We start from the raw sequence: 16,580 nt of genomic DNA, 5'->3' as shown, positions 1-16,580 counted from the left end.
AAAACAGGACAGCTACTTGACGAGCTGCCCTGTTTGTTCCCACATTCCTGCAGGACAGTTTTTCTTAGCTAAATTTGCGCGAAACCGATAAAAGCAGCCGCATTTGGTACAGGTATGATTCAATCGCAATGGACAAGTCTCACAAACAACGATTCTCCTACTGACGATCTCCGGCGAAGCCAAGTCGCTTTCTAAAGAAAGTTGTTCTGCAATCAAGGATTCAATGTCTTCCTGTGCTGCTGCCGCAGCATCTTTCACTTCGCATCCTTTACAAGTCATGGGATCAGACTGTCAATGAGATCGTTAGAACACTCATTGCTGGCACCCGCAAGCTGACTTTGTTCTCTTCAACATTGTAAGCGGTGAAGTCTTGGATCACCACATCTTCAGGATGATCAAAATCATTGTGTGCGTTCATTTTGTTCCCCACGATATAACGAGCTTCTTTCACTTCATTGATCGCTGTTTCAAGGGAGAAGGATAATTCTTCCGTGCCTTGGGTAGCAAAATTACAAACCGATAGATGGATCGTATCTTCTTTTTTCGAAATCGTATACGTAATGGTATCGCTGCTGGTTCCATGGCTATCAATGGTTTCAGCATCTTGATGGACTTTGTACAAATCAAAGACATGATAGCTTGGGGTTTTCACCATTTGTTCGCCATCTGTCAAAATCATCGCCTGCAGGACGTTGACGGTTTGTGCGATATTTGCCATATGCACTCGCTTGGCATGTTTATGGAAAATATTCAAGGTGATCGCTGCGACCATGGCATCACGGATCGTATTTTGTTGGTATAAGAAGCCTGGATTCGTACCAGGTTCTGCTGAGAACCAAGTGCCCCATTCATCAACAATGATTCCCACACGCTGTTCTGGGTCATACTGGTCCATAATCGCGCTGTGGCGGGTCAATAATTCATCCATGTAGGCTGCTTTTTCACAGGTCACTTGCCACTCTGCCTCATCAAATTCCAAGGCGCTACCTTTTTCTTCCCAGCCTTGCGGATGAACGTAGTAGTGCAAGCTTAGGCCGTCCATCAACCAATGGGCGTTTTTCATCAGCGTTTCTGTCCAATGATAGTCTGCGACATTCGCTCCGCCGGCGACTTTGTAGATTTTTTTGTCGCCGTATTGGCGGACATAGGTTTGATAGCGGCGATACAGATCCGCATAATACTCTGGCCGCATATTGCCGCCGCAGCCCCAGTTTTCGTTTCCTACGCCAAAAAATTTCATTTCCCACGCTTCATCATGGCCATTTTCTCTGCGAAGATCAGCCATCGGAGAAATGCCATCCATCGTGATGTATTCCACCCATTCTGACATTTCTTGCACCGTTCCGCTGCCGACATTGCCGTTGACATACGCATCACATTCCAGCTGCTTGATCAATTCAAAAAATTCATGGGTCCCGAAATGATTGTTTTCAGTCACGCCGCCCCAGTGGGTGTTGACCATCGTTTTGCGGTTTTCTTTAGGACCAATCCCGTCTTTCCAATGGTATTCATCGGCGAAGCAGCCGCCTGGCCAACGTAGCACAGGGATTTGAATGTTTTTCAGTGCTTCAACCACATCAATCCGCATCCCATTTTTATTTGGGATCGGCGAATCTTCTCCAACGTATAATCCTTCATAGATACAACGGCCTAGATGCTCTGCAAAATGACCGTAGATATATTTACTGATCGTTGTTCCTGATTTTGTGTTTTGAATGTTAATCGTCAATCAGTTCACCTTCATCTCTAATTTATTGTTTGCGACCGGCTCACCAAAGACTGGGAATCCTTTTTCATCCCAAGTGAATGGTTGTGCAACTGCATGTCGATTCGGGTTTGCCAGAGGATCGCCTGCCTGATTTTTTTCTGGTCTTGCATGATAAACTAAAATGTCCTCACCATCTGCCCCTTTTGTAAAAGAGTTATGCCCCGGTCCATATTGAGAATTCCGTTCTGACGTTTGAAAGACTGGATCTTGGGATTTTTGCCAAGAAAACCCATTTAATAAATCACTATTTTCGTCTGTCCACAATAATCCCATAGCGTAATTTTCATCTGTAGCACTGCCCGAATAAGTGATAAAAATCTTACCATTTCGTTTAAGCACGGCCGGTCCCTCATTCACCATGAAACCAATCTGTTCCCAAGGGTATTCAGGGATCGATAGTAAAAGCTGCTTCCCTTTTAGTGTCCATGGATTTTCCATTTCTGATAGATAAAGATTAGAGTTTCCTGGAATTCTTGGATCTTGTTGCGCCCAAACATAATAAAGTTTCTCCTGATGTTCAAACACAGTTGCATCTAAACTAAAACTTTCAAATTGCGTGATGACTTGTCCTTTTTCTTCCCATTCCCCTTCAAAAGGGTCACTTGAATTATTTTCGATCACGAACATTCGATGATGATGATTTTCATTTCTGATCTCTTCATTATCACTAGCGGCAAAATAGATATACCACTTATCAGCGATGAAATGAATTTCTGGTGCCCAAATCAATTCACTCATTGGTCCCGATTCATGTGCCTGCCAAACCGTCTTTCTCTCTGCATCTTCCAGTTCATTGAGGCTTTTCGCTCGTCTAAGTTCAATCGACTGATATCCAGGAACTGAACCTGTAAAATAATAGTAACCATCGGAATGTAAATATACCCAAGGGTCTGCTCGTTCATACACGATTGGATTTTGTATTGTCTCTGCATTTGCTTTTGCCATACCTTACTCCTCATTCCTAACAATAAATAATGGTACTCCTGCTTCTGAGGTACCTGTAAATGTCATTACTTGCTTTTGCTGATTTTCATCCCAGCCGGAAAGAAACTTCCCTTTATAAACAGTGCCATCGATAACCACACTTGAATCTTCTTGACTATTCTTTTCCGCTAGTTCCCATGTTCCAGTGCGATCACCATTGATCAGGCCATTTTTTTCAACTGTAATTTCCTGTGGTTCTTTCAAATCATCCGTTAAAAACTTGTCAAAGGAAATCAGCGTATAGGCACCCGTAACTTGATTCTTTGTATAATCAGCAATCGTTTCTTCGCTGTATCTCAATGGAGAAACAACCGGCCACCCTGCTTCTGTGAAAAACATTTGATGGACTCTCACAGAATGATATTCTCCGCTATTTGGAAAACGTGTATGGAAAATCAAGTAATATTGATTGTTTTCTTCATCATAATAGGTCGAGTTGTGACCTGGCGAAACATAGCCAACCCCTTCATTGCTCGTATTTTCGGTATATAGGAAGTTCCCCATAATTTTAGTTCCGAAGTCTTGAATACTTGCGTCATCAAAAACCGTTCCAAATTTCCCTTTGACCTCAGCCATTGGATTTCCTTGGCTGTCTTCATAAGGACCATCGGGATTCTTTGACCGCGCGACTCGAAGGTTGTATCCACCGTCTGCATCTAGCCCACCAAATGAAGTGAACAAGTAATAGTAGCCATTTTCTTGATTATATTGAATGTATGGTGCTTCGATGCGACTGTGATTTCCGCCCATCAAATGTGTTCCGTAAGAATTGCGATCTTTAGGCAAACCCGTTTCATCATCCATTTCTAGGATAAAAATCCCGCCTGAGTATGATCCATAGACCATCCATAATTTCCCTTCATTGTCATAAAAAATATGAGGATCGATCGCATTTGGATGAATCGCTGCATTGTACGCTTCACCAAACTGCGGAGAGGTTCCTGAATAAAGAAAAGATTCGACTTTTTCATAAGGACCTTCAATAGAGTCAGATACCGCCACTCCCATTACGGATAGCGGTGAAGTTCCTTGACACAAACAATAGTACAAATAGTATTTTCCATTCTTAAACTGTTGGATATCACTAGCCCATAACGTATCTGTCTGTGCGTACTCAAATTCTTCCGCCAATTCTTCTCGAATATTCTCAAATAGAGTATCTTCAGATACTGAATTAGATATCTGCTCCCACTTCAACAAATCCTGAGACTTGGCAAATTGCATATGTGAACCAATAATATAAAACGTATCATCCGCTTTGATCACCGATGGGTCATGGACACTAACATCGGCAAACTCAGGAGGGGATAAGACTTCTTCAACTGCAGAAGCAGTACAGCCAGATAAAAGAATCATTAGAGGAACACACGAGAAAAGAAATTTTTTGATCATGATTTTAACAATCCTTTCTTGCTATAGCCTGACAACAAGCACTTGCTGGCACTGTACAAAAAGATTGAAATTGCGACAAAAAAGAACCAATGATACGCCATGCTAACAATTGAAAATGTAAGAACCATCAAAAGACAAAGAAAAGATTCTTTTGGTAACAAGAATGGACTCGTCAATGAAAAAACGGCTTTTTTCCGCCACTTATCTTTACTCAATCGAGTAACTAAGGATAAATTGATCAATACTAAAATCACATAACTGAACAAAAACAAAAGTGGCCATTGGAAAAATGCTCTCATTAGATCACTTTGCTGCACAATCAGCAATTCCAAATAGAGAATGCCTAGAATAAGTGGAAATATAAAGACCCGCCATTTGTATAAGCGAATAGCTGACACATAGTTTTTCCAAAATAAAGTCAATACTTCTATATAAGAGTAATAGCCTGTAAATAGATCCTCTTTATTTAGAATCGTTAAGACAGCAACAGTACTTGGAACAAAGCCGACCACAAAAAAACCAGCTAAAATACCTAGAAGCCACAAAATATTTAGTTCTATCAGAAGTACGAATGCATTTAGCCAGTTCATTGCTTTTAGAAACATCTACTCACCCTTTCATTCCAGAAAGTGCAACTGATTCGATAATTTGCTTTTGGAAAATAATAAATACGATCAAAACCGGAAGTAATGAAACAACGGAAGCTGCCATAATCAACGGATAATCCGTTTGAATAGCATAGGCGGCATTTAGGTTTGCGATCACTACTTGCAATGTTTGTTTTTCTGGACTATTCAAGTAGATCAATGGTGCTAAGTAGTCATTCCAAGCGCCCATAAACCATAAAATAAATTGAGCAGCAACTGCTGGACGAATCAACGGGAAAATCAATTGGATAAAGGTTTGTAAATAGCCCGCACCATCAATTTTTGCCGCCTCAACGATCGAATCAGGAATATTAGATAAATATTGTCGCAAAAAGAAAATCATAGTGATATTCCCAAACATTCCCGGAATGATCAATGGTAATAACGTATCAACCCAGCCAATTTGGGAGAACATCATAAATTGCGGGATCATCACCGCTGGATAGGGAATCATCAAAGCGGCTAAAAGGATTAGAAATAGCGCATCTTTATGCGGCATCCGTAATTTGGCAAATGAGAAGGCAGCTAAACTGGATGTCAGAGTACCTACAACAGTTACAGAAAGTGAAACGATCACTGTATTTTTAATCCCTGAGAACAAAGTGTCCAGCTCAGATAAACGTTTGTACGCATCAAATTGTACTGGGTCTGGAATCCATTGAGGTGGCAGCTGGAAGACGCCAGCTCGGTCTTTTAGCGATGTTGAGATCATCCAAAGTAACGGCCCCACCATAATAACTGCTCCAAGGGAGAGAATTAAAATAATGAGTACGTTGCTTATTTTCAGTTTTTTCATTCTTTTCCCTCCTAATCTAATTTATAGCTTGAACGATTGTTCATATAGAATTGGAATGCTGTTATCACAAAAACCAATACTGCTAGAATCAACGCCATACTGCTTGCATAACCCATTTGCCAATTTCTGAAAGCTTTTTGCCAGATATACCAAACGACCGTAGCACTGCTATATTGTGGTCCGCCAGTTGGTGTCATAATGTTTATTTCCGTAAAGATTTGTGAGCCGCCGATAATATTCGTAACGACTAAAAAGAAAGTGACTGGTCTAACCATCGGCCAAGTGATATTGCGAAACTTTTGAAAAGAAGAAGCACCATCTAATTCTGCTGCTTCATAAAAGGTTTTTGGTACACTTTGAATCGCTGCCAAGTACAAGAGCATAGAATAACCCAAGCCCTTCCAAACAGACATAATAATAATTGCCGGTTTGACTGTTGATGGGTTTTGCAACCAGTTAGGGCCGCTGATACCGAAGATATCCAAGACCTGATTGACTAAACCAAAATCACCATTGTAAGCCCATTGCCACAAAATCGAAATGGCTGCTAATGATGAGATGACTGGAATATAATAGATTGTTCGAAAAATCGTCGTTCCTTTAATTCCTCTGCTCAGTGCTGATGCTAGCATAAATGACAAAATCAAACCGATTGGAATCCCTAACATCAAAAAGACGGTATTAAACATCGTCTTATAGAAGTACTCATCTCTAAAAAGCTTCTGAAAGTTCTCAAGACCGATAAAATTCATTTGCCCTAGACCGTTCCAATCTGTAAAGGCAGCATAAACCGAATAGCCCAAAGGTATCAATGAAAACAAAATAAATCCTAAAACTGGAAGTAGAACGAACAAGAAAGCAACTTTGTGCTCTTTTGCATAAAGACTATTTTTATTTTTTGTTTTTTTTATTTCCACTTGTTCCATTACGCGTCCCTCCATAAAAATCTTTGGGGTCACATAGATATGTGACCCCAGTGAGTCTATCTTGCTGTTTCTTGTTGGCGAATCGCTGAGTCTAGTTTTTCTTGCATCTTAGGTTGAACTTCTTTTAAATAATCCGCTGCCGTTTGATCTCCATCTAACACAGGTTGGATATTGATAAAGAATTCATCGTACCATTCTGCATTGTAGGTTGTTGCTACTGGCAAAGCGCGACCATAATCTTGGACGATGTCAATAAATTCTTGTTTATTATTAGGTACACTGTCCGTATCAGAAGCCCATTCTTCAGCCATATCAATCAGGTTAGGAATTTGAATCTGTGCATCTACTAATTGTTGTTGTCCTTCTTCAGATGCACTTAAATACTCAACTAATTTCACTGCTTCTTCTGGATGTTTGGTTTTGCTGGCAACACCAATTCCTAAAGAACCAATATACGTTGCAGATTCGCCTGTAGAGCCTGCTGGCCAAGGCATCAAGTCATACTCAAAATCTAATCCTGCATACGTACTCATATCCCAAGGTCCTACAGGGAAGAAAGCAATCTCCCCATTCATCCATCTTTGATACGTATCTAATGTTTGTGCATCAGAAATTGAAGGGGTGAGTTCATGCACATTTTGCAGATCCGCAAACCATTGCAATGCTTCCGCAAATTCTGGTGTATCGACTGTAACGGTATCTTTGGCTTCGTTGATCCAATCTGCTCCGTTACTCCAAACAAAAGCTTGTAAACTCCAGTTTACGTTAAATCCTGTTGCCCATTGGTCAAGATTTCCATCTCCATCAGAATCCTTCGTCAACTGTTTAGATACTTCAACGAATTCATCCCATGTATAAGGCGTATCTGTATCTGGCAAATCAATACCAGCTTCTTTAAACATGTCTTTGTTATATCCTAAAGCAAATGGTCCAACATCTTTTGGTAATCCATACAAAGCACCGCTACCAACTTTTTCACCATCATACCGATAACTGTTTACTCCATATTCCCAAATGTTTGAAAGATCAAAATCTGAATTCTCAATTTCATCCGTAATATCTAGCAAAACACCATTATCAACGTAAGCCATTAGATTGCTTTGTTCTACATAGAAAACATCGGGCATATTACCGCCTGAGATTGCCGCTTGCAGCTTTGTTGCATATTGATCAGCATCTGTGGCGATAATCTTAACGCTTACATCATTTTCTTCCTCAAATTGTTTAATTGCTGTTTCATAGGCTTTCTTCTCGTCCTCGCCGCCTCGAAACATAAACGTAATTTCTTTACTTCCGCTATCATCACCTGAACTATTATTACTGTTTCCGCAGGCCCCTAATACCAAACTACTTAAACCTAGAACTGCTCCCGAAAAAATAACCTTTTTGATGTTCATCTTTTCCATCCTCTCAAGTTTTATAGATATTTGCAGGTACGTTATCACATTTGTTCATTGACCTCTCTAAAAAAAGACCTTACTAACTGCTCATAATAATTCCTAACACCTAAGATATTTCCTATAAAGAAGCCTATAAACAATTCACAAAAACAAAACATAGAAATTGATGTTTGCAAACACTTTCAATTTACAAATAAATCATAACTTTATTTGTAATCGCTGTCAACAATATTTTGATTAATTTACCAAGGATAATATCTATGTTAATTAATAAATATATTAATAACTAGCGAAATAAACAACGCTATTTACACAAATTAGCAAATATGTTAACATTCAAGTAAATCAAACAGTTTAAGCGGAGGTGACACGATGCAATTAGAAATCAATCAAGAAGCATTGCCTGTCTATGAGGCACTTGCCAGTAACGTGCGAATCAAAATCATTCAATTGCTGGCTAAAAACAAGATGAATGTCAAAGAGTTGGCACAAGAGTTAGGCTTAAGCAGCGCTATCATTACGATGCATATCAAAAAATTAGAAGAAGCCAAAATCATCAAAACAGAGCGTGTGGGGCAAAAAAAGATTTCCAGTTTGAGAGTGGACCATATCGATATCAACTTTCCTGAGAAAATCTTTAATGCCTTTGATACGAAAGAAACGGCGATACCGATCGGTCATTATACAAATTATTCGGTAGAACCAACGTGCGGGCTTGCTACTTCAGCTGATTTTGTGGGAATGGTAGATGAACCGAAGTTTTTCATGGATCCCCGACGAATGGATGCCCGCATCTTGTGGTTTACGAAAGGATTTGTCGAATACCAATCGCCAAACTTCTTAGCAAAAGAAGAAAAACTCGAAATGATGGAGATTTCAATGGAGGTTTCGTCTGAATTTCCTTTTTCCAATAACAACTGGCCGTCAGACATCACCTTCAGCTTAAATGGTGTGGAGCTTGGTACATGGACTAGCCCAGGGGATTTTGCAGATATTCGCGGCAAGTATACACCGGATTGGTATCCAGACAATCTAAATCAGTACGGGTTATTAAAGACGATTCGCATCATGGATCATGGAACCTACATGGAAGGTGTTCCTCTTTCCGACATTACGATCAAGGATATACCTGCCTACGAAGATACGTGGCATTTAAAAGTGGAAGTCAAAGAAGATGCCGAGCATGTCGGCGGTTGTACCCTCTTTGGCAAGGGGTTTGGGAATTACGATCAAGATATCAAACTAAAAATGTTTTATAGCTAAAAAAAACGCTAGTCTTAGCGGCTGACCCAAACATTTCTTTTGGGAATCAGGTCGCTAAACTAGCGTTTTTGTTATTTCTTCAAATGGTAACTGTACGTACTTACAATGATGTTTTCACGCCAAGAAAGTCTGAAACGCAAGCGCAGGCTTGTTTGGTTGTGCAAAATATTTTGCCAGCGACGTCTTGGAACAAACTGTGGAATGATGACGGTCGTTGTGTAATTGTGTTTGGCTGCATTGCGGCTGACTAGATCTACATAACGCAAGATTGGATTTTCAATCGAACGATACGAAGAATGAACGACGGAGAAACGCACGTCTGGGAATTTTTGCTTAAATTCTTGTTCGATCTCTTTTTCTTTCTTCACATCTTCATCCAATGAGACGTGCATCGCCACGACATAATCACCAATCGATTGGGCATAGTTCAATGCGCCGATATTTACTCGGGTAACATTTCCGACGAGAACGATCACGGTATTTCCTTCATAGACATGCAGTGCTTCTTGTTTTTCCAATCGCAGCTGTTCTGCGACTTTTTTATAATGATCATGGATCTTGTAAAAGATATACAAGAGGATCGGCATGATAATAAAGAATGGCCAAATATCGCCTAAGCGATACACGAACAAGATGGCAATGATCGCAAAGGAAATCAAAGCCCCAACGATGTTGGCGATCGATTTAAAGAACCAGCCTTTGCCTTCTTTTCTCCATTTGATCACCATTCCGCTTTGGGACAAGGCAAAAGGAATAAATACCCCAATGGAATACAAAGGAATCAAACGCTCGGTCGATCCTTGGAAGATAAACAATAATACGATGGAACCAGCAGCCAAGGTGATGATTCCGTTCGAATAGCCAAGACGGTCCCCACGGTCTTGATACATATGCGGCATATATTTGTCTTTCGCTAGGTTATACGCCAACACGGGGAAAGCTGAAAATCCGGTATTTGCGGCAACTGCTAAAATCAGTGCCGTAGCAAATTGCAAAACGTAGTACATAAACCCATGACCAAAAACGGCAGAACCGATTTGAGATAGGACGGTCACTTCTGTTTCTGGTACGATACCATACCAATAGTTGATAAAAGTGATGCCGACAAAGAAGAATCCTAAAATCGACGCCATGATTGTCAAGGTCGCAGCTGCATTTTTCGCCCGTGGTTTTTTGAAAAACGGCACCGCGTTACTGATCGCTTCGACCCCTGTCAAAGAAGAGGAACCTGATGAGAAAGCCCGTAAAATCAAGGCCACGGATACCCCAGGTACGACCGCTCCCGGTAGTGCGGTTGCATTTAACGGTTGCGCACCCGTTACGATATTGTACAAACCGACCACGATCAAGACTGTGATCACTGCGATAAAGGTGTAGACAGGAATCATCAAGAAGCTAGCTGATTCTCGCAACCCTCGCAGATTCATCATCATGATCAAGATTACGATCACGACAGAAATGGCCACTTGATGACCAAACAACGCCGGCACAGCTGAAGTGATAGCTTCTGCCCCTGCTGAGACGGATACTGCCACTGTCAGCATATAATCGATCAATAGAGAGCCGCCGGCAATCAGGCCCGCATTTTTCCCTAAATTTTCACTACTTACTACATATGCCCCACCGCCGTGAGGGTAAGCATGAATGATCTGGCGGTAAGACAAGGTCAATGAAATCAAAAGAATAATAACAAAAGCAGCGATCGGCAATGAATACCAGATAGCAGCAGCGGAAAGTGCCACTAATACGACAACGATCTGCTCTGTCCCATAAGCAATCGAAGACAAAGCATCAGAAGATAGCAACGCAAGGGCCGCCGTCCGGCTCAGTTTTTGTTCATCATTCTCTGCGGATTTCAATGGACGTCCGACCAACAAACGTTTCAAATACTCCACTTTTTCTACACTCCTTTTCATGAAAAAATCCTTCGTTAAACTTGTAACGATATCCTCACAAATATTGAATTATCAAGACTGTATGCTACTCTTGTAACCGCGAAAAGTCAATGAAAATCAGATGAAAAAACGACCCTTTTTCCCTCTTTTGATTATTAGAAATTTCACGTGATGGCACAAAAGCAGAAAGAACAAATGCTCTTTCTGCTTTAAGATTTTAGTGGAAGAAATGACTTTCTTTGGAAATGTCACTTAGTTTCTTCGTAGAGTTGACTAGATAAGGATACGCGTACGTACCGACGATCCCAAAGACTAGGAACAAAATCGTTAAAATGATCAACTGCGGGATAGCATTTGGCCAATAGATCCCACCGGCTGATTCTCTTAACAGATTGACCGCATGAGTAAACGGCAGTAGCGGATTAATGAATTGGAAGAACTTCCCAGAGACTTGGATTGGGTAGTTTCCTCCCCCACCTGAAATGGAGAGAACCAAAATAATGATGGCGATCCCTTTCCCGAGGTTGCCGAACAGTCCCGCCAGTACGTAGACGATCATCATAAAGGCGAGTCCGACGAGTAATGCGAAGAAGACACTGTACACAGGGTTGTGGACATCGACGCCTAATAAAAACATATTTCCTAGGGTCACGATCAAACTTTGGGCGACTGCCATCGTCAAGAACGTCAGCATCCGTGCCACAAAGGTTTCACGTTGTGTAAAGCGTTTTTTGTCTTTCTTCTCTAAATGATACTCCGTTGTAGCGACACTTGACAATAATAATGCCCCTACCCACAAACACAATGCGGTATAAAATGGTGTGCTAGCTGAACCATTGTTGGCGATTGGGTAGATTTCATTGCTTTTTAATTCCACTGGTTGTTTGAAGAAGTCGGCTTCATCCGTGGCATCAAGTTTCAATAATTTGATGACTTCCCCGAGATCGACTTCATTTTCTCCTGCTCGGATCGCATCAGCGGCTTTGTGGATGCCTGCTTTGATACTTGGCCAATCGTTATTGATTAAATCGACAGCCGCATCCAAGGCTTTTTCAACTTCTGGCAGTTTTTCATCCACCATCGCCATCGTAGAACTGATTTCTGATTTGATGGTTGGCCAATCGTTTTGCAAGAAGTCTACGGCCAGCCCTAATTTTTCTTCGACAACTGGCAATTCGTTGTTGTACAGGTCGGCTCCTTTGTTGATGGCATTGACGATTTCATCCATATGACCATTCAGCATCGTATTGGCATCGTGCAATTCTTGCTTGATGGCAGGCAATTCTTTTTGGTATTTTTCCAAAATCGTCACGGCATTGCTGACCACTGATTTGGTGGAAGACAGCAACGAGTCAAAATCGATTTCTTGGGCTTTTTTCAAGACATCTTCGGCAGTGGTGATGGTTTCGATTAGTTTAGTTAGAATGTCGTTGATGGTTGCAGTGATTGAATCAACATTGATGCTGTTCATGAGATTGGCAACGTTATTAGCTGCATCAGTAACTTGACTAAGGTATTGCTTAGCTGCTGTAACATCGCCGCTTTGCACAGCATTTCTAACCTGAGTTAACAACCCAGATACATTCGTCAAACGCCCTTTTGCGTCATTTAACTGACTGATCACGGCTTGAATTTGGGCATTTTCAGCTGAACCTTCAATATTTCCTAAAAATGCAATTAAGGCATCTAGCATACTTTGTTGTTGCTGAATGCTTTGTTGCAACCCATCAATTGTTTTTAAGATTGATTCTCGATCTTGTTCCAACTGCTCCTGGTTGATTGAATCGTTCAGAGCCTTCGACCATTTAGCAGTAGTTGTTGCCACTTGACTGATCGACTCAATCGTCACCTTCACACTGCTAGAAATACTTGGCAGGGCATCTTGCAACTGTTGCGCCCCATCTTTGGTCGATGTGGCGAAGCTGGCGGCTTGGTCGCCTAGTTGTTCGATCTGTGGTAACGCGGCTTGAACTTGTTCGATGACTTGCAGTCCTTGTTTGGCGGTATCGATGCCGTCCGTCATGGTGCTGGCAATGTCATCAAAATCATCATCGATCATCTTCAATTGTTTGCCGGCATTTTGGATCTCTGGGATCTTCTCTTGCAAGGTCAAAATGATGCTGGCTTCTTTCTTCAATGTCGGCAGCTTATCGTTTAGGCCAATCAGTTTTTCCCCCATGGCATCCACTTGCGGGATATAATCGGTAAATTCTTCAGCTTTTGCGATCTTTTCCTTGATTTCTGGAAACTTATCGTGCAAGGTGACGATCTCTTTCGTATAACCGTCGATCGTAGCCAAATTGTCATCGGTATCTAAGATCATGGATTTGACTTTGTTGATGCTGACTAAGTTGGAATCAATGTCATAGCCGATTTCATTGAAGACTTTTATTAACGTAGAGCTGGCAGTCTCAATAAAGTTTTGCGAGATCTCTTCTTGAAGACTGCTGGCTCCTTTTTCGGTGATTTTTGGTGCGATGGCGTTGATTTTTTGGTTGCTGTAATACTCAATGGTCGGTTTTTCAATTGTCCCGCTGGTAAAGCTGATCAGATCATCTGAAAAATCAGCTGGCAGATAAATACCGGCGTAATACTTTCCTGATTTGACTCCTTCTACCAAGTCCTCTTTTGAATCCACGAAACGCCAGCCTAACTGTTTGTTATCATGGAGGGTGTCGATGACTTCATCACCGATATCGATATGCTTGCCTTGAAATTCTGCCCCTTTATCCGCACTATACACGGCGATTGGCAATTCACTGGTGTTGCCATATGGATCCCAAAGTGCTTTGATATTGAACCACGCATAAAGCGAGGGTAAGATCATTAAGGCAATGATCAAAAATGCAGAGATTGGATTGCTGAAAATTCGTTTCCAGTCCAGTTTATATAAATAGAAAACATTCTTTAGTTTATTCATTTTTTTCTTCCCCCACTAGTTCTTCGTCGAAGGATAATTTACCATGTTTTTCCCCCGCCGCCAACGGCTACGATCGACCAAGAAAAGTCCTTTTGACAAATGGACGTTTTTGTCAAAATGAAACCCCTTTACTTTTTGTTTTTTTTCGCTTATTGTTAAACTTTCTTTAACTTTACCATGATGGCGAAAAACAAACCACTCATATCCTTTGAACTGTTTTTTTACCGGTCTTTTCTTCACAAAAAAAGCTTCCTTTTTCTGCAACGAAAAGGAAGCTTTTTTAGGTGTTATTTCAGTTGATCCTTTGCCAATAAATCATACACATATTTCAGTGAGGTGGCTTCGCCATATAACTGAAGTCCGGCCTTCTCTTCTGGGGAGTAGACTTGATCAAAACTTTGATCGGGAATCAACACGACATCGATCTCCGCACGTGTCGCAGCTGTTGCTCCCACAAGAGAATCTTCCATGACTAATGCTTTTTCTGCTGCGGCTTGCGCTTTTTCTAAAGTCAGCAAGTAAGGTGCGGGATCAGGTTTATGGGCGGAGACATCATCGCCAAAGGTCTGATAGTCAAAGGCCTGCAACAAATCGAAATGCGCCAACAATTCAGAGGCTCTTTTTTTCATCGTCGAGGTGGCTAGTGCCGTTTGGAAGCCTTTCTCCCTAGCCAATGCGATGGTTTCTTTCGCATAGGGTTTAGTTTTGAAGGTGCCATCAGTTATTTGCTGGGCAATATAGACTTCCCGTTCTGCTCGTAATTCCTGCACCCGCTGCTGACCGCCTACGAGGTCGGCTAATTTACTAGCCGTCTGTTGCCAACTTTGACCACGCCAACCAAAAATATCAGCGGCTGTAATCGGAAGCTGATACTTTTTAAATAGAGCCAACCACCCATCAAAATAGACTTTTTCAGTATCGACTAACAATCCATCAAAATCAAAAATCAAAAGTTCTTTCATAAACGCTCCTTCGTTTTGCTAAGATTTTCCCCTCACTCACTGGGTATCAAGACATTTCCCGACTTTTGTCAGCAGCTGCTTGCACTGCTTTGATGACAGCCGCACGAAAGCCATTTTCCTCTAAGGTTTTGACTGCTTGGATCGTTGTGCCCCCAGGCGAGCTGACACGATCCTTTAAGACACCTGGGTGTTCCTTCGTCTCTAGTACCATCTTCGCTGCGCCTAATACCGCTTGAGCAGCAAATTCATACGCCATCGGCCGCGGCATACCTTCTGCCACTGCTCCATCTGCCAAAGCTTCAATGAATAAATACGTGTAGGCTGGCGAAGAACCACTGACACCAATGACTGCATCGATCATGCTTTCTGGTACTTGCTCGGCTTTCCCAAGGCTTTCAAAAAGTTGTTTGACTTCGTTGGCTTCGGCTTCCGTTACTTGACCGTTGGGGCTGATAGAAGACATCCCTTCGCCGACAAGTGCGGGGGTATTTGGCATGACCCGCACGATTTTGTGCGCACCGATGATTTCTTCCATTTGCGCGATCGTCACACCCGCGGCAATGGATACTAGCAAGTGTTCCTCAGTCAATCCTGCTTTTAAATCAGCAAGCAAGCGGGGAAAGACAAAAGGTTTGACTGCTAAGACGAAGATCTCTGCTTTTTCTGTGACATCCGCCAGCTTAGTTGTCCCAGTGATTCCGGTTTCTTTTTCTAATTGTGCCAAAGTCGGCTCGTAGCGATGGTTATAAACCAAGATCTCTGCTGGTTCATACAGCTTTGCTGCAATCAAGCCATTAATGATAGCTTTTGCCATGTTACCGGCTCCTAAAAAGGCGATTTTTCTCATGTATTTCACGCTCCACTTCTGATTTTGGTACCACTTTTTGCTAAAAAAGCCTAATCAATGACTAGGCTTCAAATTCGATCATATACGGATGCAAGGCAGTGTTATAGATCCCTTCTGTATATTCTACCACTTCTCCTTGTAGATCATACGAATAACGGGTTCGTTTCAAGGCAGCGACCTCCGGCGTGATCATAAACTTCTGTTGCTCTTCAGTCAACGTCGTTGCCACAAACGCATCTTGAAAGCGATCGATGATCATTCGATGTTCATCCAATAGGCGATACAATGATTTTTCTTCAAAGACCTCGATGGAGGTTCCCTTTAGTTGCTTTGGCAAATGGTACTCATAGTAAATAAAAGGTTGGTGGTCAAAATAGTACATGCGACGTAAACGCATGACTTCTTTGCCCATCAAAGAATACGCAGGGTGTTCAGGCGCAAGTTCGACTAATTCATAGCTGAGGTTTTTCTTTGTGTATTCCTTGCCGGTCTTTTCAAGCAATTGGCTAAACGTCGTGCCTTTTGACAGCTTGTTGTAGGGGCGATTGCTTAAAACCGTCGTCCCACGTCCGCTGCGTTTTTCCACATACTCATCTGCCGCTAACAATTCGATGGCTTTGCGGACAGTGATCTTGCTGACATTGAAGGTAGCTTCCAATTCTGTTTCCGTCGGTAAAAATGAACCAATCGGGTAGCGACCCGACATGATGTCTTCTTTGAGCTTATCGGCAACATCACGGTAAAGAATGTGTTTGCGTTTCATTGCTATCTCGCCTTTCT

Annotated in this window: 15 protein-coding genes; 1 reads left to right on the top strand and 14 read right to left on the bottom strand. The window is 41.8% G+C overall.

What is annotated here, in order from left to right; genetic code table 11:
- Positions 1-12: 12 nt before the first annotated feature.
- From A5877_RS11225 to A5877_RS11190, 8 genes are read right to left on the bottom strand one after another with little or no spacing between them, the layout of a single operon-like run.
- Entirely contained in the window at positions 13-279 is a 267-nt protein-coding gene (locus A5877_RS11225; RefSeq protein ID WP_005232191.1) for a DUF6171 family protein, read from the bottom strand.
- Between the two features lie 4 nt (positions 280-283).
- A complete protein-coding gene (locus A5877_RS11220) occupies positions 284-1,729 on the bottom strand; it encodes an alpha-N-arabinofuranosidase (RefSeq protein ID WP_005232193.1) in 1,446 nt (481 codons plus the stop codon).
- The gene (locus tag A5877_RS11215; protein WP_005232195.1) at positions 1,730-2,713 is read right to left on the bottom strand and encodes a family 43 glycosylhydrolase; all 984 of its coding nucleotides are present in this window, start codon (positions 2,711-2,713) and stop codon (positions 1,730-1,732) included. It lies immediately after the preceding gene.
- Between the two features lie 3 nt (positions 2,714-2,716).
- Positions 2,717-4,144 carry a glycoside hydrolase family 43 protein gene (locus A5877_RS11210; protein ID WP_086316836.1) on the bottom strand — a complete coding sequence of 476 codons (1,428 nt, stop codon included), beginning with the start codon at positions 4,142-4,144 and terminating at the stop codon, positions 2,717-2,719.
- On the bottom strand, positions 4,141-4,749 hold the full coding sequence (locus A5877_RS11205; protein ID WP_005232198.1) for a DUF624 domain-containing protein: 609 nt from the start codon (positions 4,747-4,749) through the stop codon (positions 4,141-4,143). Before A5877_RS11205 ends, A5877_RS11210 begins: the two co-directional genes overlap by 4 nt.
- A 4-nt stretch (positions 4,750-4,753) precedes the next feature.
- Complete coding sequence (locus tag A5877_RS11200; RefSeq protein ID WP_005232200.1) at positions 4,754-5,587, bottom strand: carbohydrate ABC transporter permease; 834 nt, start codon at positions 5,585-5,587, stop codon at positions 4,754-4,756.
- A gap of 11 nt (positions 5,588-5,598) precedes the next feature.
- Positions 5,599-6,513, bottom strand: coding sequence for a carbohydrate ABC transporter permease (locus A5877_RS11195; RefSeq protein WP_034872060.1), 915 nt, complete (start codon positions 6,511-6,513; stop codon positions 5,599-5,601).
- Between the two features lie 56 nt (positions 6,514-6,569).
- Positions 6,570-7,910: a sugar ABC transporter substrate-binding protein gene (locus A5877_RS11190; protein WP_015508887.1), complete on the bottom strand. Its 1,341-nt coding sequence runs from the start codon at positions 7,908-7,910 to the stop codon at positions 6,570-6,572.
- 375 nt (positions 7,911-8,285) lie between these two features.
- Between A5877_RS11190 and A5877_RS11185 the strand changes: the two genes are divergently transcribed.
- A complete protein-coding gene (locus A5877_RS11185) occupies positions 8,286-9,176 on the top strand; it encodes a transcriptional regulator (protein WP_008376111.1) in 891 nt (296 codons plus the stop codon).
- A gap of 71 nt (positions 9,177-9,247) precedes the next feature.
- Here the strand turns inward: A5877_RS11185 and A5877_RS11180 are convergent, their stop codons facing one another.
- The 6 genes from A5877_RS11180 to A5877_RS11155 form a co-directional block, all read right to left on the bottom strand.
- The gene (locus A5877_RS11180; protein WP_034872061.1) at positions 9,248-11,071 is read right to left on the bottom strand and encodes an APC family permease; all 1,824 of its coding nucleotides are present in this window, start codon (positions 11,069-11,071) and stop codon (positions 9,248-9,250) included.
- Positions 11,072-11,288: 217 nt separating this feature from the next.
- On the bottom strand, positions 11,289-13,991 hold the full coding sequence (locus tag A5877_RS11175; RefSeq protein ID WP_016611396.1) for a YhgE/Pip domain-containing protein: 2,703 nt from the start codon (positions 13,989-13,991) through the stop codon (positions 11,289-11,291).
- 15 nt (positions 13,992-14,006) lie between these two features.
- Positions 14,007-14,231: a hypothetical protein gene (locus A5877_RS11170; RefSeq protein WP_223347157.1), complete on the bottom strand. Its 225-nt coding sequence runs from the start codon at positions 14,229-14,231 to the stop codon at positions 14,007-14,009.
- 47 nt (positions 14,232-14,278) lie between these two features.
- Complete coding sequence (locus A5877_RS11165; RefSeq protein ID WP_016611398.1) at positions 14,279-14,953, bottom strand: HAD family phosphatase; 675 nt, start codon at positions 14,951-14,953, stop codon at positions 14,279-14,281.
- Between the two features lie 46 nt (positions 14,954-14,999).
- Positions 15,000-15,800: a pyrroline-5-carboxylate reductase gene (proC, locus tag A5877_RS11160; protein ID WP_008376116.1), complete on the bottom strand. Its 801-nt coding sequence runs from the start codon at positions 15,798-15,800 to the stop codon at positions 15,000-15,002.
- Between the two features lie 61 nt (positions 15,801-15,861).
- Positions 15,862-16,563, bottom strand: coding sequence for a GntR family transcriptional regulator (locus tag A5877_RS11155; RefSeq protein WP_005232219.1), 702 nt, complete (start codon positions 16,561-16,563; stop codon positions 15,862-15,864).
- Positions 16,564-16,580 lie beyond the last annotated feature (17 nt).

Source organism: Enterococcus sp. 3C7_DIV0644 (assembly GCF_002141235.1).
Taxonomy (GTDB): Bacteria; Bacillota; Bacilli; order Lactobacillales; family Enterococcaceae; genus Enterococcus_D; species Enterococcus_D entomosocium.
This window is presented reverse-complemented; position numbering and strand designations above follow the sequence as displayed.